The organism is Corallococcus macrosporus DSM 14697 (genome assembly GCF_002305895.1).
In the GTDB taxonomy this organism is placed as follows: domain Bacteria; phylum Myxococcota; class Myxococcia; order Myxococcales; family Myxococcaceae; genus Myxococcus; species Myxococcus macrosporus.
Genome location: NZ_CP022203.1, coordinates 8,917,324 through 8,934,254, shown reverse-complemented (window position 1 = coordinate 8,934,254; position 16,931 = coordinate 8,917,324). Strand labels below are relative to the sequence as shown.

At 70.2% G+C, this 16,931-nt stretch carries 11 protein-coding genes; 9 read left to right on the top strand and 2 right to left on the bottom strand.

The genetic code is table 11. From position 1 onward, the window contains the following. Positions 1-59: 59 nt before the first annotated feature. The 9 genes from rsmG to MYMAC_RS36315 all read left to right on the top strand — a co-directional run bounded on the left by rsmG (position 60) and on the right by MYMAC_RS36315 (position 14,356). Entirely contained in the window at positions 60-713 is a 654-nt protein-coding gene (gene rsmG, locus MYMAC_RS36355; protein WP_095961405.1) for a 16S rRNA (guanine(527)-N(7))-methyltransferase RsmG, read from the top strand. Positions 714-941: 228 nt separating this feature from the next. After that, complete coding sequence (locus tag MYMAC_RS36350) at positions 942-1,598, top strand: hypothetical protein (protein ID WP_095961404.1); 657 nt, start codon at positions 942-944, stop codon at positions 1,596-1,598. Between the two features lie 1,697 nt (positions 1,599-3,295). Then, a complete protein-coding gene (locus MYMAC_RS36345) occupies positions 3,296-4,060 on the top strand; it encodes a hypothetical protein (protein ID WP_157770505.1) in 765 nt (254 codons plus the stop codon). 4,347 nt (positions 4,061-8,407) lie between these two features. Beyond that, positions 8,408-10,468: a LamG domain-containing protein gene (locus MYMAC_RS36340; RefSeq protein WP_239989232.1), complete on the top strand. Its 2,061-nt coding sequence runs from the start codon at positions 8,408-8,410 to the stop codon at positions 10,466-10,468. A gap of 697 nt (positions 10,469-11,165) precedes the next feature. Further along, positions 11,166-11,957: a ParA family protein gene (locus MYMAC_RS36335; protein WP_013936866.1), complete on the top strand. Its 792-nt coding sequence runs from the start codon at positions 11,166-11,168 to the stop codon at positions 11,955-11,957. 25 nt (positions 11,958-11,982) lie between these two features. Further along, on the top strand, positions 11,983-12,876 hold the full coding sequence (locus MYMAC_RS36330) for a ParB/RepB/Spo0J family partition protein (protein ID WP_013936867.1): 894 nt from the start codon (positions 11,983-11,985) through the stop codon (positions 12,874-12,876). Between the two features lie 3 nt (positions 12,877-12,879). Beyond that, positions 12,880-13,326, top strand: a complete 447-nt coding sequence (bacM, locus tag MYMAC_RS36325; protein ID WP_043709801.1) for a bactofilin BacM — start codon at positions 12,880-12,882, stop codon at positions 13,324-13,326. A gap of 3 nt (positions 13,327-13,329) precedes the next feature. After that, positions 13,330-13,872 carry a hypothetical protein gene (locus tag MYMAC_RS36320; protein WP_095961401.1) on the top strand — a complete coding sequence of 181 codons (543 nt, stop codon included), beginning with the start codon at positions 13,330-13,332 and terminating at the stop codon, positions 13,870-13,872. A 292-nt stretch (positions 13,873-14,164) separates the two neighbouring features. Next, positions 14,165-14,356: a hypothetical protein gene (locus tag MYMAC_RS36315; protein ID WP_013936870.1), complete on the top strand. Its 192-nt coding sequence runs from the start codon at positions 14,165-14,167 to the stop codon at positions 14,354-14,356. A 99-nt stretch (positions 14,357-14,455) separates the two neighbouring features. On the opposite strand, the gene egtD is transcribed toward MYMAC_RS36315, so the two are convergent. Next, positions 14,456-15,481, bottom strand: coding sequence for an L-histidine N(alpha)-methyltransferase (egtD, locus tag MYMAC_RS36310; protein ID WP_095961400.1), 1,026 nt, complete (start codon positions 15,479-15,481; stop codon positions 14,456-14,458). Positions 15,482-15,490: 9 nt separating this feature from the next. Then, the gene (gene egtB, locus MYMAC_RS36305) at positions 15,491-16,834 is read right to left on the bottom strand and encodes an ergothioneine biosynthesis protein EgtB (protein ID WP_204817281.1); all 1,344 of its coding nucleotides are present in this window, start codon (positions 16,832-16,834) and stop codon (positions 15,491-15,493) included. Between the last annotated feature and the right edge of the window lie 97 nt (positions 16,835-16,931).

The following is a 16,931-nucleotide window of genomic DNA, read 5'->3' as shown; positions in this document are numbered from 1 at the left end:
GGATTGCCGTCTCCTGAATGATTCCAGTGGGTTGCAGGTAGGTTTGAAGCGGAGGGCTTGTGGATAACGCGCGGTTCGAGGATCAGCTCGCGGCGGGGTGCCGGGCGCTGGGAGTGACGGTGGCGGCGGACCTGGGGTCGCGGCTCCAGCGGTTGATGAGCGAGCTGCTCAAGTGGAACGCGAAGGTGAACCTCACGGCGATTACGGCGCCGGAGGAGGTGCTGGAGAAGCACTTCCTGGATTCGCTCGCGGTGCTGCCGGAAGTCACGAGCGCGGCGACGTTGCTGGATTTGGGCGCGGGCGCGGGCTTCCCAGGGCTGCCGTTGAAGCTGGCGTTGCCGGCGCTGGGCGTGACGCTGGTGGACACGGTGGGCAAGAAGGTCGCGTTCATCAAGGCCGCGGCGGCGAGCCTCGGTTTGCAGGGCGTGCGCGGACTGCACGCGCGCGCGGAGGGCGCGCCGGAGACGGAGGGGATTCCGCGCGCCGAGGTGCTGATTGCGCGCGCGTTCATGGACCTGCCGGATTGGCTCGCGCTGGCGCCCGCGTATGTGGAGCCGGGCGGGCGCGTGGTGGCGATGCTCGGCAAGGCGCAGACGGACGCGGAGCTGGCGGCGCGCGCGGCGGAGCGGCAGCTGCGCGTCGTCTCCGCGCGGGCGTACCGGCTGCCGTTCTCCGGCGCCGAGCGGCAGGTGGCGGTGTTCGCCAGGGAGTAGGGGAGGGGCGCGCCCATCCGCCCCGCGGATGCAGCCGAGGACGGACGGAGCGACTCGCTCGTCGAGCTGTGGTTGGGCGCTCTCTACCCCGGGTTCGTGAGTGCGCTCGTGCTCCACTTCACGGCCTGGCGCTTTGAACGCTGAGCGCTTTGGACGGGCTCGCGCTTCGCCAGATTGGGTGGGCGCGAGTTCGGGTGCTCGTTAGGTTTCATCGCGGAGGTGTCACGCATGAAGCCGCTTCCGACGGACCGTCCTCGCGCCTGGTTGTTCGAGCGTCACGCTCACGCCGTCACGATGAAGGCCTCGCGCTCCGGCTTCGAGCGTCAGTGGGGGACGCCGCATCGGGTGGTGGCTCGCGATGACGGGCGCTTCCAGGAAGCGCACTGGGGTTGGGCTTGCGAGTGTGGGCTCGAGCTGGTGGTCGTCTCGTTGCGCGAGGCCGACCGGTTCCAGGTCTTCATCGAGCCCTTGGAAGTCGACCACGCCATGGCGCACCTCGGGTTGAAGGACGAGGTCGTGGAGTGGCGTGCGGATGCCGGACGCCCGCTCGCGCGAGAAGGCTGGGCCGTGACGCGCATGGATGAGACGGGCAACCGCTACGACGTCGCGGTGTCTCCCGAGCGCGCCCATGTGGCGTGCTTCGCGCGCATCCTCGAAGCGCGTGCGCACAAGCAGTCGTACTACGTCGAGCTCCGTGGCACGCCGGCCCCTGCGGAGCCCGCGCGGAAGGACTGGGCTGTCATCCGCCAGGATGAATACGGCCATCGCGCGGAGGTGGCGCGGCTGGAGAGCGAAGCGGGCGCGCTCGCATTCGCCGATGCCTACGAGGCGGATCCGCGACACAAGCAGACGTACTTCGTGGAGCCCGTGGCTTCGCGTTCGTGAGCGTGGAGTGGGCGCTGCACACGGTGCTCGCGCGTGACGAAGCTTGCGCGCTTCATCCGTGTACCCGTGACGGCAACGAGCGCTGCTGGAGCGCGACCGTCATCCAGGCTGAGGAAGGTGGGGGCGGGAGGGGAGTCGGGCATACGGCTCAATCGGCCCCCCAAGCCATGCAGCCGGTGGTCGTGCTGATGTCCAGGTCGGCTCCCCGGCGGCCCACAGCGCATCCCAGACTGTTTGTTTCATCCCAGATGCGTTTGGGGCGCCACACGCCGTAGTACGGCCCCGCGCCCGCGCCCGCTCTCAGGAGGAGCGCGCGGAAGCCGGCCGGGAGCGGAACGCCGAGTCGGGCCTCGAAGCGCTCAACCTCGGCGAGGCTGACGGGCTGTGACGAGCTTCTCCACTTCGTTGACCCGGGCGTGGAGCACGCGGGCATGAACGTCGGGTGACGGTATCGCGTTGGTCATGCGCTGCTCCGTTGGACTGGGGCACGGAGTCAGCGCGTTCGTCGGCGAAGACGCTTGGCGATTGGCGCGGCGCCGGCTTGATGGCCGCGTTCGGAGTTCGTTCAGCGGCGTATGCGATGAGCTGGCTGGTGACGACGCACATCGACTTGAGGCACTGGCAGGGGAGGGGATGGAGTCCTGCTCGGTGAGCGGCCTGGTACCCAGTGACTCGGAAGCACGGTTGGAGTCCGGTGCTTCCGCCCAAGTGCATGCCGTTTCGCAAGGAAGCCAGGTCGGAGCGCGGGGCGCTGATGGAGCGCCAGCATGGTCGCTTTGCTGGCCAGCGAGCGGGCATGACGAGGCTCGTGCCGTTGGATGCCTGGGCCTTGTATGGCGGTCGCGCCATGAGGCTGCTCGCCTGTCAGCAAGGCGAGGACCCCGCCTCAAGGTGTTCGCCGACGGGTTCGGTGTTCGGGCGGAGTCTCCGTCACACGCCGGTGCATTCGTCCGCGGGCCTTTGCTGTTGGCCGCGAGCCCATCGTCATCCGAAGCACTGCTCCCATGTGCCCTGGATGCCGAGGAGAACCCGCGCGTTGGACGAGGGCTCCTCGCGACAAGGTCACCTGGGTCGCATCGATACAGGCTCGGCCCGGTTGGCCATGGCGTCCACCCTCGCCGCCGTTTCGCGCGGCGCCGATTCATCGGGACGGATGAGCGCGTCGTGAACGCAGTCGCGGGTCCGCGGCACTTCGATGGCTGTGGCGGTGAGCCCCGTTCCATGTGGAGCGGGGCAGGGGAGGGGGAGAAGTCGTCAGGCACCGGGTCGCGGCGAGCAACCGCGTGCGCGGTGTGATGGGTGGGGGACGGGGCGCACGCGTCCTCGCGGTGGCCTCCATCCGTCGCGCGTTCGCCCGGTTCGTGCTCCAGGCGGAACGCAGTCGCTCAGGCTTCGACCTGGAAGCGCGCTGCACAGATGGCGCTGGGAAAGCAGCCGCATCCTCCTTCACGGACGCGAGCCGACGTCGGATGAACTTGTCGGTGAAGGAGGCGGCTCGGCGCACGGCTTCGTCGCGGATGGCGCGGAGCCGAACCGGTGCGCCAACTGGATGCACCGTGGGCTCGATGCCTGGGCCGAGTCGAGCGCGGGCGCGGGCACGACATGCGCGGCGTCCGGCTGGCGGAGTTGCTCCAGCTTCGGCCGCGTTGGCTTCGGTCATCGTGAGTCCACGGCATCAAGAAGAGCGGGCGTCGCGGGTGCGGATGCTCGGCGCGTCGCGGGTGCGGATGCTCGGCGCGTCGCGGGTGCGGATGCTCGGCGCGGCGCGGGTGCGGATGCTCGGCGCGGCGCGGGTGCGGATGCTCGGCGCGTCGCGGGTGCGGATGCTCGGCGCGTCGCGGGTGCGGATGCTCGGCGCGTCGCGGGTGCGGATGCTCGGCGCGGCGCGGGTGCGGATGCTCGGCGCGTCGCGGGTGCGGATGCTCGGCGCGTCGCGGGTGCGGATGCTCGGCGCGTCGCGGGTGCGGATGCTCGGCGCGGCGCGGGTGCGGATGCTCGGCGCGGCGCGGGTGCGGATGCTCGGCGCGGGTGCGGATGCTCGGCGCGTCGCGGGTGCGGATGCTCGGCGCGGCGCGGGTGCGGATGCTCGGCGCGTCGCGGGTGCGGATGCTCGGCGCGTCGCGGGTGCGGATGCTCGGCGCGTCGCGGGTGCGGATGCTCGGCGCGGCGCGGGGCCGTGGGCGCCGAGCGCATGCGCCGTGGGTGACGCGCAACTGCTGTTCGCGTGTGCCGCCGGTGCTCGGTTGCGCGTGGAGCCCGGAAGCCAGCGGACGCGGGGCATCACCGCGAACACCCGTGGCGGACTCCCGTCTTCTACTTGGCGCTCCTCTCGCGTGGAGCGGGGGACTCACGCCGGTGACCCGCCGTCATCCGCGCGGGTGCTGGATGGACTTCCCGCGCCACGTTGGGGCATGGGACCTGGTGCCTGCGCATCGATGCGGACGTGCCCGTTGAGCGTGTGAGGCACTGAGTGGACTGGGTTTGGTGGCGCGACTGGCTCATGCGCGGCACCACCGTTGTCCGCGGCGGAGCAGGAGGCGCGAACGCTCGACCGCGGATGCGGTGGACCCATGCGAGGCGCGTGCTCCTGGCCGTTCCACGTGGAACAGGAGGCGTCGCGGGCAGTCGTGATGAACGGCTGGGGTCCGCTCATGTCCATCGCGATGGTGCGCGAACGCGTGAACGTGATGAGCGGGCGGGACATGCGCAGGGGCTCCACATGGAACAGGAAGTGGGGCGTGGTGAGGGATTGGTGCGCCCGCGCCCATCGCGTGGTGTTGGGGCACGAAGGTGCGAACACCCGAACACCATGGCTGCGCGCATGCGAACTGCCCCGCTGGTTCCACGTGGAACGGGAAGAGGCGCGTGGACGGGATGAGTGACGGCGACGCGCGCATGTCCGTTCCGTGGTGGTGGGGCGCGAAGGTGCGAACGCATGCACGTGATGGATGGGCAGCGCGTGCGTATGCGCGCCACGGTTCCACGTGAAATAGGAAGACGTGCGGGCGACCACGACGACCGGCTTCGGTGCTCATGCCCGGACCTCCGCCGTGCGCGGTGGAACAGCGCGGCGGACCGACCGCATCGGTGCGGCGAGCGGACGAGAGTTGCTCATACGCGTTGCGCCGCCATCCACGGTTCCACGTGGAACACGAAGAAGGACTGAGTACGTGGCCGGTCTGAACCGGCTTGGGGTGCGCATGCCCGTTTGGCTCCACCGTGCACCACGAAGTGCACGGCCGCGATGAACGGCTGCGAGCGCCCATGCGCGGTGCCCTCCACGGTTCCACTTGGAACACGAAGCAGGCCTGGGCGCGTGGCCGGTGCGGACCCGTGTGGCGCGCGGATGAGCGATTCACTTCGCTGCCCATCTCGATGTGGAAAGGAGCGAACGCACGGCCGCGATGAACGGCTGCGAGCGCCCATGCGCGGTGCCCTCCAAGGTTCCACGTGGAACACGAAGCAGGCCTGGGCGCTTGGTCTGGCTGAACTGGCCTGGGGCTCCTGCGCGTTCCACTTCACCGTGCATCACGAAGCGCGCAGTCGTGGTGCGCGGGCGGGTGCGCTCCGCCACGGTTCCACGTGGAACACAAAGAGGGCTCGAGTGCGTGGCGGGTCTGGACCCGTGTGGCGCGCGGATGGGCGATTTCCTTCGCCGCTCGCGGTGCGGAAGGAAGGATCGAACGCGGACGTGAGCGCTCATGCGCGGTGTCTTCCACGGTTCCACGTGGAACATGAAGCAGGTCTGCGCGTGGGTCTCGAAGCACGGAGACGAAGGGCTCAGCCGCGAGGTCTGTCGCGGTTCGTGCGGCGTGGGCGATGCGAGCACGCGGCGTTGCGTGGTGCTCGCGCGCTCATCTGTTCGGCCGTTCCACGCGGAACGGCGTGACGCCGTGAACCCATGGAGAAGGCAGTGGCTGGGATACGCGGGTCCTGAAGGTGTTGAGCTGCGCCTCGCCGGGCGTTCCACGTGGAACACGGTGAAGGCATGCGCATGTGGCGGTGACGCGCGGGCAACTGCTCAAGCCATCCGTGGTTCCACGTGGAACACGAACCGCAGGCGCGGCTGAACACGGTGCGCGCGGTCGCTTGTTCACGCTCAGGCCTGCGCTCCTCGTTCCACGTGGGACAGGGCGGCGCGGTTGCCGATGCGAGTTCCGGATGCTCATGCGTGGTCGTCGTCGTTTCACGTGGAACAGGGTGACGCGGTTGCCGACGTGCGAACGCGCGGTGGTCAGGCGCAGTGCCCGCGCCCTGGTCCAGGTGGAGCAGGGAGACTCGGTTGATGACGCGCCGACGTCGGCTTCTGCGCGTGCTCAGCGCTCTGCGTGTTCCACGTGGAACGCGGGAGCGATGAGCGGCTCGCTGGCTTGCGCGCATCCAGCGCGCCCATGCGGGTGCTTCGTTCCACGTGGAACAGGCAAAGAGCCCGAGCATGGAGCGCATGGTGATTGAGCGTGCGCGCGTGCTCCGCTTCGCGCCGCTTCACTTGGACGTGCGCGTCCGCGTGCGCGCGCCAACGCGGCGGTTGCGCGAGTCCTTGTTCATGTCCGCCTCATCACCAGTTCCACGTGGAACGCGGCGCGGTGCTCGCGCCAACGGCCGCTTCATCGCGGGTCGCCGTGGCGGTGGTCCCGCAGGTCATGAACGTCAGGTCCACGTGGAACGCGGGCGCGGTGCCTGGACTCACGCGTGTTCGCGGTGCATCGCCAGTTCCAAGTGGAACACTGGCCGCTGCTTCATCGCGGGTTGTCGTGGCGGTGTGCCCACGCGCTCGCAAGCGCCAGTTCCACGTGGAACGCGAGCACGGTGTTGGGGCCCCTGCGGGTTCGCGGTGCATCGCCAGTTCCACGTGGAGCCCTGGCCGCTGCTTCATCGCGGGTCGCCGTGGCGGTGGTCCCGCAGTTCATGAACGTCAGTTCCACGTGGAACGCGAGCACGGTGTTGGGGCCCCTGCGGGTTCGCGGTGCATCACCAGTTCCACGTGGAACGCGGGCGCGGTGCTCGCGCCAACGGCCGCTTCATCGCGGGTTGTCGTGGCGGTGGTCCCACGCGCCCGCAAGCGCCAGTTCCACGTGGAACGCGAGCACGGTGTCGGGGCCCCTGCGTGTTCGCGGTGCATCGCCAGTTCCACGTGGAGCCCTGGCCGCTGCTTCATCGCGGGTTGTCGTGGCGGTGTGCCCGCGTGTTCGCGGTGCATCGCCAGTTCCACGTGGAACGCGAGCACGGTGCTCGCGCGCCCTGCGTGTTCGCCGCGCATCGCGAGTTTCATGCGAGGGGCCAGATACGGCTTCATCGGTCATGGTCGCGGCGGCGTGCCCGCGCGCTCGCGAACGCCGCCCCCATGTGAACCGAAGCAACGATGCCGGGGCCCGAGCGTGCTCGTGGTGCATCGCCAGCTCGACACGGGGCGCCAGCCGCCGCTTCATCACGGGTGGCCACGGCAGGAACCGGCGTGTTCGCGGACGCCAGCTTCCTGTGGACCGAAGCATCGGTGCCTGAGGTGCTTCTTCGCGGCGGCTGGAGACGCCGGGCCGCATGCGCGCTCCTCGGGGGCGGTGATGAGGAAAGGAACCTCATGAGCCCCGGGGCGCTTCGCGCTCGCGCCCTGCGCATCGTCAGTGCGGGTGTTCGATGCGCGTGCTGACGCGAGCACCTCAAGAGCACCGCGTCGCTCCGTGCCCGCGAACCGCTCAGCGTGAGTGCGCGCGTTGGATGACCGTGCTGACGCATGCACCCCAACGAAGAAGATGGCGGCCGCTCATCCGCCGGTGCTCAGGGGTTGCTCCACGTGGAACGCGGTGAGGACCGGGCACTGGCGCGAGCCGACCGCTGACGGCTCCGCGTTCATGTCGCGCGGTGCGCGCGATTCGCCTGGGCCGGTGAGGACTCCGCCATGCACGCGTCAGGGGCCCTGAAAGGGCAACCCGCGCTCACCCCTCACTCAAGGGCCTGGGCCGCATGGAACCCGCAGCGGGCATCGCGGTGCATCGGAGCTCCGCGCGAGTCTCGCAGGCGGGTAACTGGAAGGTCCCGCGCACACGCCCATGGAGACCCATGGCTCATGCCCGTCGTGCATCGTGTCGCGCTCCGTCCCGGCGCTTCGAACCGCGGCGCCTCCGTGCTCCTGGGCCTCCGCGGTCAACGCGGTGGTCGTGCCTCGCGGAGCGCGATGGCCGCCGACGGTGATGACAGCGTGTCGATGCGCCACCACCCCTATCGTTGGGAGCAGCGCGCGCGGCGTGACGGTGCGCGTGGCCGCATCGCCGGTTCGTGCGACGGCATGTCCTCGTGCCTGGGCAAGGTCGCGCGTTCATGTGGAGCAAGGGGGAGGCGTCGCGATGGCCGAGCCGTCACATCGAGCCGGTGCGGTGCGTGGAGGAGGTGAGAGGTCCGAGGCCATTCGCGCGGCACCTCCGCACGAGCACGAGTCGCCGTCCCATCCGCTGTCCCACGCCAGGCCTCGCGCTCCGCTCCTCCAGCTCAGGGTGGGGCGCAGCGCTCCTGCCGAGGCGGACCCTCGGCAGGCACGGCCAACCTCGCGCCCACGCGGGTCGTTCATGGACACGGCGAAGCGCTCGACCGTGCAAAGCCATGACGCTCGTCAGCAGGGCGCGGGTGCGTCCTGGTTCGACTCACCTGCGTGACGCTGGGACGCACGCGGCGCGCTCACGCCGCGCGAGTCCGAGCGAGTCCGAGCGAGCACGTGCGCGCGCACGGCATGGCGTGCCCCTTGCTCTGGCGAGGCCGCGGTCCCGACGTCCGTCACCTCTGGCGGGCGCGGTTTCTCTCACCCTGGAGCCATCTTCATGAGACCCATGTATCAATACGGCGCTGCCGACCTCCGCCATGGCCAGTACATCCAACTCGGCGGGCATTGCATGCTCGACCTGAGTGGAAGCGCGTCCTACGCCATCGGCTTCTGGCTCCGGCCGCGCGCGCCCAGCTACGACGGCAAGCTGCTGGAGTCCGGCTCCAATTGGTACCTGGGCCTGCACGGCTTGAAGCTGATGTTCAGGCTCTCGGGCTCGTCACAGCATCAGGTCTCCGAAATCGAGCTGCGGGCCGACAGGTGGCAGTACGTCCTCATCAACTTCGAGTCGACCGGCGCCAACGCCGGCCGCTACACGGTGTACGTGGACGGCACGGTCCTCATTGAAGGGAGCCAGTCCAACATCGCGGGAAGCACGTCGCCGTTCGTGCTGGGCTCGTCCTGCGACGCGCAGTTCTTCAACGTCGCCTTCTGGTCCGCCATGCGCTCCGGCGACCAGCTCAAGCCGGTGTGGGACGTCCCGCAGCCGGACCCGACGCTCGCCGCCTGCTTCAGCTTCAGCGATGGCTCCACCGCGGATGTCTCCGGACACAACCAGGGGCAGGCGAACCTGGAGCACGGCGCGCAGGTGGTGATGCTGGCGCCGTCGCTGCGGCTGGTGAACGGCGCGGCGCAGCCCTCACCCCGCGACAACCTCACGACGGTCGCGGACGGCGGCCCCTTCAGCGTGCACGCGTGGTTCAACGTCGGCGCGCCCTCTCCCTTCCAGGACGATTCGCATACCCTGTTCGCGTGCCAGGACGGCGTCAGCAACGAGGGGCTCTCGCTGGGCCTGCAGTGGGACGGCAACGGGTACAATCTCCAGGTCACCAAATCCAGCGCCAACGGCGGCGGGCAGGGTTGGGGGCATACGCTGCATTTGCCTCCCGACACGTGGCACCACCTGGCGGCCACCTATGACGGCAGCACGCTGCTCATCTACCTGGACGGCCAGCTCGACATGACCATCGGCGGGCAGGTCCTGCCCCGGCTGGCGCAGCCCGTCTGGCTCTTCGGCGCCCAGCCAAGTTCCACCGCCCCCGGAGGCGCGACCTACGATTTCCAGGGCCACCTCCAGGCCGCGGGGCTCTGGTCCCGAGCGCTCACCGCCAGCGAGGTGCAGCAGTACATGTCGCGGGACCCCAGCGACGTCGACGGCTGCGTGGCGTACTACGCCTGGAATGGCATCGTCCTGAGCAACCAGGTGACGGGCCACCCGCCGCTGTTCCTCAACACGGCCACGCCTGGCATCGTCACCACGCCGCCGTCGGACTCCACGCCCCCGCCGGGGGCGGAGGTCAGGGGGCAGCAGGTGGCGAAGGCGGATCCGCCGCTGCCCTCCGCCCAGCAATTCTTCGCGGCGCCGGTGGCCTTCCCCACCCAGAAGCTGCTGACGCAGCCGCAGGCGCAGTCCGTGCTCGCCTCGCTGGAGCCCCTGCTGGCCGCGCTCCCCGAGTCAACGCGGGAGCGGATGCGGTCGCTCTACCGCGACAACCTGAACCAGGGGTTGGCGCGGGTGGGCGGCCCCGGGGGCGTGCCCGTGGGCGCCTTCACCGGCCAGGTGGAGGGCAACCACTTCGTCTATTACCACCACACCGCGCGGGGCAGGGTGGAGGCCGGCCGGATGGTGCTGACCGTCAACACCGCGTGCATCGGGTGGGTCGTCTCCGTGGCGGCGACGGCCTTCTCCATGCTGCTGGCGGCGTTCGGCGTGGGCTTCGCGGGGGCGAACCTCATCTCCCCCATCCAGAAGGCCGTCTCGGAGAGCACCGCGCTGCTCAACACGGTGGAGAGCGTGGCGAAGTACTCCCAACAGGACGTCAACAGCATCATCCGAATCATCAAGGCGTTCTACACGGCGGGGACCCTGGGCAAGATTTTCGGCGCCGCGCTGACGGGGAGCTGGTTCACCATCGCCGCCAACTGCACCATGCTCATCGCGCAGGTCGCCGCGCTCTGGGCCACGGGCGGCGCCTACGTGGCCGTCGTGATGCTCCAGTTGGTGGCCAACTTCGCCCTCTTCCTCTACGTCCTCACCCAGAAGCCCGACAACTGCTGAGGTCCGCACCACCGCGCCGCGTCCCGCGGCTCCCGCTCAGGCGGGGGCCCCGGGCGTGGCGAAGGGCGCCTCCAGCAGGCGCTCCGCCCCGCCGGGCGCGGTGGGAGGTACGGCCGCATGAAGGGGCACGCGCGCGAACCTCGCGGAGCCACGCCGGCTCCGCGAGAAGTCCGCCGCCGCTCACCCCCTGAAAACTGGCACAAAGGTCCGCTGACGCTCCGCACCGGCCGCGCTGGCCGCATTCCCAGCCGCCCCCGTGCGCCCGCTCGCCCGGCCGCCGCCACGCCACCCGCGCGCCGCCGAAACGGTTCCACCGGGAACAAGCGGCCAGGCCTGTCCGCCGTCCACCGCCCCAAGCCCGCCACGGAAACCCGTGAGTCACGGGCCCGCGGCGCGGGCCGCATCATTATATAGGGGCCTGACACGAGCCCTCCGGGCCCCCGTTCCACTGGCACCCCGGCGCGCCGCCTCCTTATATAAGGAGGCACACCCGGCCAGCCTCCAGGCCCCTTCCGGGCACCCGCCACCGGCCTCCAGGCCAGCGCAAACCCCCGTGAAGAGAGCAGGGAAGCAAGGCTCGCCGTGAATTTGATCCGATACCAAACCGCGTGCTAGCAGCGTGGATCAGCGCGCAACCGTGCACTGCATCACGCGCGGGGCCCAGGCCAACGGCCGGGCAGAGAGAGGATGGGCCACCGTGGGTCGTATCATCTGCATCTCCAACCAGAAGGGCGGCGTCGGGAAGACCACCACCGCCATCAACCTCGCCGCGAGCCTGGCTTCGGCGGAGCGGCGCACGCTGCTGGTGGACATGGACCCACAGGGCAACGCGGGCAGCGGCCTGGGCATCAAGCAGGACAACATCCACGGCACCATCTACGAAGCGCTGCTCAACGACCGGCCCATCCAGGAGCTGCTCCACCCCACGGAGCTGCGCTACCTCCAGGTGGTGCCGGCCACGCCGGACCTCACCGGCGCCGAAGTCGAGCTGGTCAACCAGGACAACCGCGAGTTCCGCCTCCGCGATGCCCTGCGCCCGCTGGCCCCTGAATACGACTACATCATCATCGACTGTCCGCCGTCGCTCGGCCTGCTGACGCTCAACGCGCTGGCCGCCGCGGACTCCGTGCTCATCCCGCTCCAGTGCGAGTACTACGCGCTCGAGGGACTCTCGCAGCTCACCCACACCATCGACCTGGTGAAGCAGGGCCTCAACCCGGACCTGAAGATGGAGGGCATCCTGCTCACCATGTTCGACTCGCGGGCCAACATCGCCCACCAGGTCGTGGAAGAGGTGCGCGGGTACTTCAAGAAGCAGGTGTTCGAGGTCATCGTCCCGCGCAACGTGCGCCTGTCCGAGTGCCCCTCCTTCGGGAAGCCCATCATCCTGTACGACATCAAGTCGAAGGGGTGTGAGAGCTACCTCGCGCTGGGCCGCGAGCTGATGAAGCGGGACACCCCCAAGAGCCCTCGCAGGCGCGTGGCTTGAGCCGCGCCCTGGCTGGAGTCACGACGTGGTGAAAGCAGACGCACAGAAGCGGGCCCTGGGACGCGGCCTGTCCGCCCTCATCCCCCAGGCGGGCGCCGCCGGCTCCGGCAAGGGCGGCGAGCAGGCCGCGAAGGCCGGCGTCCTCAAGCTCCCCATCGAGTCCATCCACCGCGACAAGGAGCAGCCGCGCACCTACTTCGACGAGGAGAAGCTCAAGGAGCTCTCCGAGTCCATCAAGGCGCAGGGCGTGCTCCAGCCCATCCTCGTCCGCAAGGACGGTGACGGCTACCGCATCATCGCGGGCGAGCGCCGCTGGCGCGCCTCCCAGGCCGCCGGCCTCAAGGAAGTGCCCGCCATCGTCCGCGACGTGACGGAGGTCCAGGCCTTCGAGCTGGCCCTGGTGGAGAACCTCCAGCGCGCGGACCTGAACCCCATTGAAGAGGCGGAGGGCTACAAGCGCCTGGTGGAGGAGTTCAAGCTCACGCAGGAGCAGGTCAGTGTGCGCGTGGGCAAGGAGCGCTCCACGGTGGCCAACGCCCTGCGCCTGCTGGCGCTGCCCGCGGACGTCAAGGGCATGGTGGCGGATGGCTCGCTCAGCATGGGCCACGCGCGCGCGCTGCTGGGCGTGCCCCGGCTGCCGGAGCTGCAGAACCTGGCCAGGCAAGTCGCGGAGAAGAAGCTCTCCGTGCGTGACACGGAGCGCCTGGTCCAGCAGAGTCGCTCCAGCGGGAAGAAGGACGCGGGCAAGGCGGCACCCAAGCAGAGCCCGCAGGTGAAGGCACTGGTGGAGGAGCTTCAGCGGCGGCTGGGGACCAAGGTCCGGCTCACCGAACGAAGCCCCGGAAAGGGCACCATCGAGGTGGACTTCTTCTCGTACGATGACCTCGACCGGCTCTTGAAGCTTCTCAGGAAGGAGTAGGACGTGGCGCTCCTTGGCGGGAAAAAAGACGAAGCACCCAGCAAGCCTCTGTTCAGGCGGGAGGAGGAATCCGTGTCGCAGCGTTCTGGTGAGGTCCACACGCTCCTGGGCAAGGGGAGCGAGTTCGAGGGGAAGCTGACCTTCGAAGGGCAGGTCCGTATCGACGGCAAGTTCCAGGGGCAGATCATCACCAAGGACGTGCTCGTCATTGGGGATGGCGCCAAGGTCCAGGCCGAAATCCAGGCCGGCACCGTCATCATCAACGGCCAGGTCGAAGGCAACGTGAAGGCCACGCAAATCATCGAGCTCAAGACGCCGGGCCGCGTGAAGGGCAACCTGGAGACGCCGTCGCTGTCCATGGACCGCGGCGTCATCTTCGAGGGCTCGCTGAAGATGGAGAACCTGGGCACCGGTCCCCGTCCGCCCCCGCCGGGTGGCGAGAAGAAGTAGGGCGTGCGTCCCTGGAAGCACATGGCGCCAGCCTCGCTGCTGGCGCTCTCCCTCCTGGGCGGCTGCAAGGGCTGCGGTCAGCAGGGGGCTGCTTCCGACACCGGAGAGGATGGCCGTCCATCCGCCAGCCGCTCCGGCGTGAAGGTGCCGCTGCCGGACGGCTGGTCCGCGCAGGTGGCGCCGGATGACAGCTTCCAGGCGGGCCCGCCGGGCCGCCCCGTGCTGCGGGTGGACCTGAAGCGCGGAGAGGGCGCGCAGTTGCCCTCCATCGAGACGCTGGTGGAGCGCGTCCGCGAGGAGCTGAAGGACTTCGAGTTCTCCCTGGACCAGGAAGAAGAGACGGAGCGCTACTCGCTCCTGCGCATCACCCTGGCGCCCAGGCTGGCCGACGGCGGCGTGGGCCCGGAGGCCCCCGGCTTCTTCGGCGCGCGGCGCGTGGGCAACGACTTGTTCCTCTGCGCCAGCCTGCCGGGCGCGTCCGCCGAGGACGTGCTGCGGGCCACCGACGCCTGCCGCGAAATCCGGGTGCAGGGCGCGCTGCCGTAGCACGGCGCGTCTGGCGCAATCGCACGTCGAGGGGGGTGGGAGTGTCTCCTCCTGGCGGTGGGGAGGCAGGCGAGCAGGCGTTCGTCACCGGCTCGTGAACATCCAGCGCGCCTCGGGTGTCCCATCGTTATGCATCCAGGGTGCACTTCCGTGCACGCCACGCCGACATCGACGCCCAGGGGCTTCCCCTGACCGTCACGAATCTCTAACCTCCACCCTCCCGGACTGCGTTGGGTGCTCGCCTCGGGCCCATCCAGGACCTCCACGCAGTGCCCTCGCAAGGAGTCCCCGCATGTCGTTCTCCGGAATGCTCCCCCTCCCGCTCGCCACCGTGGACATCGCACCCGTCGGGGAGCAGTTGATCGCCGTGGGGGGCCTCGTGGTCGCCGGGCTGGGGGCGCTTTGGGCGGCCTGGACGCGTCCGTCCCCGCAGCCGGTGCCCGTGCCGGTGCGGAGCGGCTCGCGCCGCAACCCGCGCCGCTGAAGCACCGCCGCCCCTGACGCCGTTCCACACCCTGGAAACGGCGCGGGGCGCGAAGGCGGGGGGAGTCCCCGCCCCGCGCCCCCTTGGAGCACCTTCGCCTCAGCGCTTGAAGGCCAGGGAGAGGGCGAAGTCGCCCGCCGCGTCCGTCCACCACTCGGCCAGCGTGAGCCCCGCGGCCGACAGCTCGGATGCCACCTGGTCCTGGTGGAACTTGCAGCTCACCTCCGTGCGCAGCACCTCGCCTTCGGCGAAGTCCACCTGCTTGCGCAGCGTGGACAGCCACACCTTCTGCGCGCGCCGGGACACCAGGCGCATCTCAATCCAGGCGTTCTGCTCGTCGAAGGGCGCGATGTGCTCGAAGGCCCCCGGGTCGAAGTCCCCGCCCAGCTCGCGGTTGAGCACCTTGAGCACGTTGCGGTTGAACTCGGCCGTCACGCCCGCGCTGTCGTTGTAGGCGGCGTACAGCCGCTCGCGGTCCTTGATGAGGTCGGTGCCCAGCAGCAGCCCGTCCCCCGGCTGCAACCCGGCGGAGAGCTGGCGCAGGAAGAGCGCGCGCTGCGCCGGCTTCAGGTTGCCGATGGTGCCGCCCAGGAAGGCCACCAGCCGCCGGCCGCCGTTGGGGAGCTGGCCCAGGTGCCGCTCGAAGTCGCCCACCACCGCGTGCACGGTGATGCCGGGGTACTCACGCGCCAGGCCCGTCGCCGCGCGCCGCAGGAAGGCCTCGCTCACGTCGAAGGGGACGAAGCGCGCGAGCTGGCCCGCCTCCTCCAGCGCGTCCAGCAGGAGGCGCGTCTTCTCGCTGGTGCCGCTGCCCAGCTCAATCAATGTGTCCGCGCCGCTCAGCCGCGCGATGTCGCCCGCGTGGGCCAGCAGGATTTCCCGCTCGCGCCGCGTGGGGTAGTACTCCGGCAGCCGGGTGATGTCGTCGAAGAGCTGGCTGCCGCGCTCGTCGTAGAGCCACTTGGGAGACAGCTCCTTGGGCATGCCACACAGGCCCTGGAGCGCCTCCTCGCGCAGGGCGCGCTTCGCGTCCCCCGGCTTCACGTAAACGTCCACCTGGACTCCCGGCGTGGGCTGCGTGTCCTCGCCCGGAGTCGTCACCGTCGGTACCGTCGTCACCCGCATCGCCTCACCTCACCTCGCGTTCCGTGCACAGCGGAAGCCGGCGAAAATCTGCCGGCGGTTGGGGAAGTCCCAGTTGCGGAAGCCGTTGCGCACCGCCACCGGTGCGCTGGCCCACGCGCCTCCCCGGAGGACCTTGTAGGCCTCGCCGAAGAACACCTCGGAGTACTCCGGGTAGGGAAAGGCGCTGAAGCCCGCGTAGGGGCGGAAGTCGCTCGCCGTCCACTCCCACACGTCACCCAGCAGGCCCCAGACGCCGTCGTGGCTGACGCCCCGCGGATGGCTGCCCACCGGCGCCGGGCCCCAGGTGTCTCCGCCCAGGGTGGCGTGCGCGCGCGTGGGCGGCGTGTCACCCCAGGGGTACTCGCGGGGGCGGCCATCGCCGCCGCGCGCGGCCTTCTCCCACTCGGCCTCGGTGGGCAGCCGCTTGCCGGCCCAGCGCGCGTAGGCGTCCGCCTCGTACCAGCACACGTGCTGCACCGGCTCGTCCCCGGGCAGCGGCTCCACCTGTCCGAAGCGCCGCCTCAGCCAGGTGTGGTTGCCCTGGGGGAGCCAGAAGCCCGGGTGCCTCAGCCCCTCCGCCTGGACAAGCGCCCAGCCCTTGGGGTGCCACCAGCGCGCATCCTCGTAGCCCCCCGACTCCACGAACACCCGGTAGTCACCGTTGGTGACGGGGTGCGCGTCCATCAGGAACGGGGCCACGTCCTGGGTGAACGCGGGCCGCTCGTTGTCGTAGGCCCAGGGCCCGGTGCTGCCCAGCCGCACCTCGCCGCCGGGGATGAAGACCTCGCCCTGGGGCACCGCGCCGGGCCGGGGGCGCGGGCGCGCCGGGGGCACGGGGTACGCCGGCGCCGTCATGAGCTGCAGCGTGGCGGCCAGCGTCTCCGCGTGCTGCTGCTCGTGCTGTGCCACCATGCCGAAGACGTAGCCGCCCCGCAGCAGCGGCGCCGCGCTGTCCTCGGGCAGCCGGTCCAGGTGCTCGCGCACCGCCTCCCGCACGCGCCGCGCGTAGGCGAAGGCGGCCTCGGGGGGCAGCAGCGGCAGCTCGGCGCGCGTGGCGCGCGGGTGCCGGAAGGCGTCGTAGATGGCGTCGAAGGCCGGGTCGGTGATGGCCGGCGCCCCCAGCGCCCGCAGCAGCCACTGCTCCTCGTAGTTGGCCACGTGCGCCACGTCCCAGATGAGCGGCGACATGAGGGGCGAATGCTGACGGCGCAGCGCGGCCTCCGGCAGCCCGCCGAGCATCGCCAGCACGCGCGCGCGCGCCGTCTCCAGCTCGCTCCAGGCGCGGGACTTCCAGGGTGAATGGGGCCCGCCTTCCTCAAGCGGGTGACGCTGTTCCTCGCCCGTTTGGAACATCACCCGTCCAAGGTAGGGAGGCGCCCGGCGCGGAGGTAAGCCCCCGCCTCACCGGCGCCCGAGCCGCGCGTGAAGGAGCGCACGTTGCCCGCGCGCC

Coding starts and splice junctions, on each gene's coding strand:
- MYMAC_RS36350 (WP_095961404.1), top strand. CDS start 942: ATGAAGCCGCTTCCGACGGACCGTCCTCGCGCCTGGTTGTTCGAGCGT.
- MYMAC_RS36340 (WP_239989232.1), top strand. CDS start 8,408: ATGAGACCCATGTATCAATACGGCGCTGCCGACCTCCGCCATGGCCAG.
- MYMAC_RS36315 (WP_013936870.1), top strand. CDS start 14,165: ATGTCGTTCTCCGGAATGCTCCCCCTCCCGCTCGCCACCGTGGACATC.
- egtD (WP_095961400.1), bottom strand. CDS start 15,481: ATGCGGGTGACGACGGTACCGACGGTGACGACTCCGGGCGAGGACACG.
- egtB (WP_204817281.1), bottom strand. CDS start 16,834: ATGTTCCAAACGGGCGAGGAACAGCGTCACCCGCTTGAGGAAGGCGGG.